Source organism: Burkholderia arboris (assembly GCF_902499125.1).
GTDB lineage: Bacteria > Pseudomonadota > Gammaproteobacteria > Burkholderiales > Burkholderiaceae > Burkholderia > Burkholderia arboris.
The window spans coordinates 88,880-94,934 of record NZ_CABVPX010000032.1; the positions used below are offsets into that span (position 1 = coordinate 88,880).

7 protein-coding genes are annotated in these 6,055 nt (G+C 65.8%); all 7 read left to right on the plus strand.

The features are described from left to right. Positions 1-242: 242 nt before the first annotated feature. A complete protein-coding gene (locus BLA15945_RS30100) occupies positions 243-1,430 on the plus strand; it encodes an MFS transporter (RefSeq protein ID WP_174994106.1) in 1,188 nt (395 codons plus the stop codon). A gap of 100 nt (positions 1,431-1,530) precedes the next feature. Then, a complete protein-coding gene (locus BLA15945_RS30105; protein ID WP_011353211.1) occupies positions 1,531-2,085 on the plus strand; it encodes a single-stranded DNA-binding protein in 555 nt (184 codons plus the stop codon). 129 nt (positions 2,086-2,214) lie between these two features. Next, positions 2,215-2,745: a G/U mismatch-specific DNA glycosylase gene (gene mug / locus BLA15945_RS30110; RefSeq protein ID WP_174994107.1), complete on the plus strand. Its 531-nt coding sequence runs from the start codon at positions 2,215-2,217 to the stop codon at positions 2,743-2,745. Beyond that, positions 2,732-3,355, plus strand: a complete 624-nt coding sequence (locus BLA15945_RS30115) for a DNA-3-methyladenine glycosylase (RefSeq protein WP_174994108.1) — start codon at positions 2,732-2,734, stop codon at positions 3,353-3,355. The genes mug and BLA15945_RS30115 overlap by 14 nt, the downstream gene beginning before the upstream one ends. A 101-nt stretch (positions 3,356-3,456) precedes the next feature. Next, positions 3,457-4,221: a ParA family protein gene (locus BLA15945_RS30120; protein ID WP_059233187.1), complete on the plus strand. Its 765-nt coding sequence runs from the start codon at positions 3,457-3,459 to the stop codon at positions 4,219-4,221. A 503-nt stretch (positions 4,222-4,724) separates the two neighbouring features. Further along, positions 4,725-5,309 carry a TIGR01841 family phasin gene (gene phaP, locus BLA15945_RS30125; RefSeq protein ID WP_059233188.1) on the plus strand — a complete coding sequence of 195 codons (585 nt, stop codon included), beginning with the start codon at positions 4,725-4,727 and terminating at the stop codon, positions 5,307-5,309. A gap of 309 nt (positions 5,310-5,618) precedes the next feature. Continuing rightward, the coding region (locus BLA15945_RS30130) for a thiolase family protein (protein WP_265095828.1) at positions 5,619-6,055 on the plus strand (437 nt) is incomplete at its 3' end.

The window sequence follows — 6,055 nt, forward strand, 5'->3', positions numbered from 1 at the left end:
CCAAACCTGCTACTATAACGGCTTTTCGAGACCGTCGTTTACGGCCCCCAGCCTTTGCAGCAGGTGGCAGCAAGGCGACACCCGCACCGGGGAAAGCGGCCGCGCCGCATGGTTCCGGGCGGCCCGCAGGCCGCCAGCATCCTGCCCCGGCGTGTCGCCCGCCAGGCCTCCCGGGCCGCCGGTCCTGATCTTCCGCCGCCCGCCACCGGGCGGACACTCCGATCATTCGAAATTCATTCCCGATGTCCAATCCGTCTGCCACGTCTTCCCGCATGACAGCGCCCGAACTGCGCGCGACCACGTCGCTCGCGGCGATCTTCGCGCTGCGCATGCTCGGCCTGTTCATGATCATGCCGGTGTTCTCGGTCTACGCGAAAACCATCCCGGGCGGCGACAACGTGCTGCTCGTCGGTCTCGCGCTCGGGGCCTACGGCGTCACGCAGTCGCTGTTCTACATCTTCTACGGCTGGGCGTCCGACAAGTTCGGCCGCAAGCCGGTGATCGCCACGGGCCTCGTGATCTTCGCGATCGGCAGCTTCGTCGCCGCATCCGCGCACGACATCACGTGGATCATCGTCGGCCGCGTGATCCAGGGGATGGGCGCGGTGTCGTCCGCGGTGCTCGCGTTCATCGCCGACCTGACCTCCGAGCAGAACCGCACGAAGGCGATGGCGATGGTCGGCGGATCGATCGGCGTGTCGTTCGCGGTCGCGATCGTCGGCGCGCCGATCGTGTTCCACTGGGTCGGGATGAGCGGGCTGTTCGCGATCGTCGGCGTGCTGTCGATCCTCGCGATCGGCGTGGTGTTGTGGATCGTGCCCGATGCGGCGAAGCCCGTGCACGTGCCGGCGCCGTTCGCCGAGGTGCTGCACAACGTCGAGCTGCTGCGCCTGAACTTCGGCGTGCTGGTGCTGCACGCGACGCAGACGGCGCTGTTCCTCGTCGTGCCGCGCCTGCTGGTCGACGGCGGGCTGCCGGTCGCCTCGCACTGGAAGGTCTACCTGCCGGTGATGGGGCTCGCGTTCGTGATGATGGTCCCGGCGATCATCGTCGCGGAAAAACGGGGCAAGATGAAGCCGGTGCTGCTCGGCGGCATTCTGGCTATCCTGATCGGTCAATTGTTGCTCGGCAGCGCACCGCATACCATCCTGATTGTGGCGGCGATTCTGTTCGTCTACTTTCTCGGGTTCAACATCCTGGAAGCGTCGCAGCCGTCGCTCGTGTCGAAGCTCGCGCCGGGTTCGCGCAAGGGCGCGGCCACGGGGGTTTACAACACCACGCAGTCGATCGGGCTCGCGCTCGGCGGCATCGTGGGCGGCTGGCTGCTGAAGCACGGCGGCGCGAACACGGTGTTCTACACGTGTTCGGGGCTCGTGGCCGCGTGGCTTATAATCGCGGCCAACATGAAAGCGCCGCCGCGCAAGGCCTGAACCTTATTTCGGGCAGGCCCCGGCCGCGCGCCGGCTTGCCCGGCGGGCCGTCCCGGCAACATGCGCGGGCGGCCCGGCATCGAATTTACTGGAGAAACACATGGCATCCGTCAACAAGGTCATCCTCGTCGGCAATCTCGGCGCCGATCCTGAAGTCCGTTACCTGCCGAGCGGCGACGCGGTTGCGAACATTCGTCTCGCGACGACCGACCGCTACAAGGACAAGGCAAGCGGCGATTTCAAGGAAATGACCGAGTGGCATCGCGTCGCGTTCTTCGGCCGTCTGGCGGAAATCGTCAGCGAATACCTGAAGAAGGGTTCGTCGGTCTATATCGAAGGCCGCATCCGCACGCGCAAGTGGCAGGGCCAGGACGGCCAGGACCGTTACTCGACCGAAATCGTTGCAGATCAGATGCAGATGCTCGGCGGCCGCGGTGCGGGCGGCGGCGGTGGTGGCGGTGACGAAGGCGGTTACGGCGGCGGCTACGGTGGTGGCGGTGGCGGCGGTCGCGGCGAGCAGATGGAGCGCGGCGGTGGCGGCGGCGGTCGTGCCGGCGGCGCGGCGCGTGGCGGTGCAGGCGGCGGCGCGCAAAGCCGTCCGAGCGCACCGGCCGGCGGCGGCTTCGACGAGATGGACGACGATATCCCGTTCTGATCGACAAGCCGGCATCCCGCATCACGATGGGCCCGAATGTCCGAGTCAAGCTGCTTGCTTGGCACGAGTCTTCGGGCCTTTCTTCGTTTACGTCGTTCCTGTTCCTGTACGTCGCATCCCGGGCAAAGCGTGGCTGACGAACTTCCCGACCTCATCGCCGACCATCTCGACGTGCTGTTCTGCGGGATCAACCCCGGCCTGACCGCGGCCGCGACCGGGCATCACTTCGCGGGGAGAAACAACCGCTTCTGGCGCGTGATCCATCTCGCGGGCTTCACGCCGGCGGAAATCTTGCCGCAGGACGATCGCGCGATCCTCCGGTACGGTTGCGGCCTGACGGCGGTCGTGAAGCGGCCGACTGCGAGCGCCGATCAGCTGTCGCGCGCCGAATTCGCCGCCGCGGCCGCGGCGTTCGAGCAGAAGATCCTGCGTTACGGGCCGCGCTTCGTCGCCTTTCTCGGCAAGGCCGCGTACTCGGCACTGTCGGGGCAACGCGAAGTCGCATGGGGGGGGCAACCGGCCCGCATGCAGGGGGCGAGTGTCTGGGTGCTCCCCAATCCGAGCGGACGAAATCTGGCATTCGGTCTCGGCGATCTGGTCGAGGCGTACCGCCAGCTTCATCTGGCCGCGACGACGGCGAGGCAGCATGCGGCGCAATAAGACCGCGTCCCTCTGGCCCGGCACCGTGCTGCCGCGCGCGTTCTTCGACCGCACGGCCACCGACGTCGCGCCGCAGCTGCTCAACAAGATCCTCGCGGCGGCGGACGGCCGGGCCGGCCGCATCGTCGAAGTGGAAGCCTATGCGGGCGCGATCGACCCGGCCGCGCACACCTATCGCGGCAGGACGCCGCGCAACGCGACGATGTTCGGGCCGCCCGGGCATCTGTACGTCTACTTCACGTACGGCATGCACTGGTGCTGCAACTGCGTGTGCGGGCCGGACGGCACGGGCACCGGTGTGCTGATCCGTGCGCTGGAACCGCTGCACGGGCTCGAGCAGATGCGTGCGGCACGGCCGCCGCAGACGCGCGATCGCGATCTGTGCCGCGGGCCGGCGCGGCTGACCCAGTCGATGGGGATCGGCGGCGCGCAGGACGGCATCGATTTGGTCGATGCACGCGAAGGGTTCGCGATCGTCGACGACGGTAGGGCGCCGCCTTCGAATCTGGCGGGCGGCCCGCGCATCGGCATTCGTGCCGGCCAGGATCTCCCGTGGCGGTGGTGCGTGCCCGGCAACCGGTACGTGTCGGGGGTGTTGCCGCGCACCTGATGCGCGTCGTACACATGTCGCACGCAATTCGACCTGCGTCACGCGGCCGCCATGATTGACCGGCTAAGCTGATCCTTTCGACGTTCGATCGAGGGGACACCATGCGGCGGGTCGTATTCAACCAGAAGGGCGGCGTGGGCAAATCGACGATCGTCTGCAACCTGGCGGCGATCAGCGCAAGCGAAGGGCTGCGCACGCTCGTCATCGACCTCGATGCGCAGGCGAACTCCACGCGCTACCTGCTGGGCGACGCCGCGGCCGACGCGCAACCGGGCGTCGCCGGTTTCTTCGAAACCGCGCTGACCTTCAACTTCCGCCCGGTCGACGTCGCGTCGTTCATCCATCCGACCCCGTTCGAAGGGCTCGACGTGATGCCCGCGCATCCGGATCTCGACACGCTGCACGGCAAGCTCGAATCGCGCTACAAGATCTACAAGCTGCGCGACGCACTGAACGAGCTTGGCACCTACGACGCCGTGTACATCGACACGCCGCCCGCGCTGAATTTCTATACGCGCTCGGCGCTGATCGCGGTCGAGCGTTGCCTGATCCCGTTCGACTGCGACGACTTCTCGCGCCGCGCGCTGTATACGCTGCTCGAGAACGTGAAGGAAATCCAGCAGGACCACAACGCGGCGCTCGAGGTGGAAGGGATCGTCATCAACCAGTTCCAGCCGCGCGCGAGCCTGCCGCAACGGCTGGTCGACGAGCTCGTCGACGAAGGGCTGCCGGTGCTCGCGTCGAGGCTGTCGGCGTCGGTGAAGATCCGCGAATCGCATCAGCAGTCGACGCCGGTGATCCATCTCGAGCCGGGGCACAAGCTCGCGCAGGAATTCCGCGCATTGCATCGCGAACTGGCCGGCTGATTCCGCGCTTTGCCGTGTCGATCGCGGCCGCTTCATGCGGCCGTATTTTCATTGCGACCCGCAATTCGTCAGATCATTGATTTCGGCATTAATAATCCCGGAAACGATTTCATAATAAATCCAGAAAAAACGATTACATAAGCGACCGCTCCATTTTCAATGAGCGTCGGTTTTCTAATAAACGGAATAATGAATTGGTAAATGTTGCGCATCCTCATGATGCGCTATCCTGTAAAAAGGTAAAAAGGCATTGCGGGCCGGAACCCTGCAATTTCCCTCTCTGCGATGTCGGCGTGTCGCGGGTTTCAGCGGCTGCCCGGAACGATAATAAGGGTTTACACCTATCATTAATGCCATTTAATTGACAATTAATCGATCTAGAATGGCCTCCTTCATCTTCCCGTGTTCTAATAAGTGACGGGTAGCCAATAAGGAAGTGGCTGTCGATCCAGCTTCCATTTTTCTTTACGTCGTCTCTCGTATTGCTAACAGGAGCGTGCCCGATGTCCGTATTTGCCCCCGAAAAACTCGCCGCCGATTATCAATCCGGTATCGCCGCGTGGTTTGCAATTGCCCGTCCGGCGATCCACGGTTTCGAGGCTGTCGTCGAACTCAACCTGCAGGCGGCCCGGACGGCGCTTGAGGAATACGAAGACAAGCTGAAGAACGCGTTCAACAGCAACAATCCGGCCGCGGGCTTCGCGCAGCAGATCGCCGCACCGCAGGAAGCGGCCGGCAAGGTCGTGTCGTACGGCCGCCATCTGTTCGATATCGCGGTGTCGACGCAATCCGAATGGGCGAAGGTCGCGCAGTCGCAGTACGAACAGAACGACAAGCGCCTGAAGGACGCGCTCGGCGAACTGTCGAAGCATGCGCCGGCCGGCTCGGCACCGGTGGTGGCTGCGCTGAATTCGGCGCTGTCCGCGGCGACGGCTGCGGCCGATTCGGTGCGTGCAGCGACGGGTCAGGCGATCGAAGCCGCGCAGAGCGGTTTCGATGCGGTCAGCGAAACGGCCACGCGCGGCGCCAAGCAGACGGCTGCCGCCGCACGCAAGGACGCAGCGGCTACGCGCGAATCGGCTGCGTAACGGCTGACCGCGGGCTGACCGCGGGCATGACCGCGTGTCGCGTGCAAGCGCGACACAATTGATCGGCGCCGGATGGCGCTGGACGCCGTGTGTGCCACGCGGGGTCCGGCGCATGTCCGGTTCGCCGCACGACGCCGGTGCACGGATGTGCGTACCGGTGCGACGTGCCGTGGGTGCGACCGGCGCTGCCTGCCGTCTGGCGGCGCGCGGCCGTGGTCGCGCCGGTCGGTCCGGCGCGCGCCGCCGACCGTTGCAGCCCGCTCGCGCCGGCGTCAGAACGACGAACTGATTTCGATGCAGGAATTGAACATGACGGACGTAGTGATCGTATCGGCCGCGCGGACCGCGGTCGGCAAATTCGGCGGCTCGCTTGCGAAGATTGCGGCGCCCGAGCTGGGCGCGACGGTGATCCGCGCGGTGCTGGAGCGTGCGGGCGTGAAGCCCGATCAGGTCAGCGAAGTGATCATGGGCCAGGTGCTGACGGCCGGATCGGGGCAGAACCCGGCGCGGCAGTCGCTGATCAAGGCCGGGCTGCCGACGGCAGTGCCGGGGATGACGATCAACAAGGTGTGCGGCTCGGGCCTGAAGGCCGTGATGCTGGCGGCGAACGCGATCGTCGCGGGCGACGCGGACATCGTGATCGCGGGCGGCCAGGAGAACATGAGCGCGTCGCCGCACGTGCTGCCGGGCTCGCGCGACGGGTTCCGGATGGGCGACGCGAAGCTGGTCGACACGATGATCGTCGA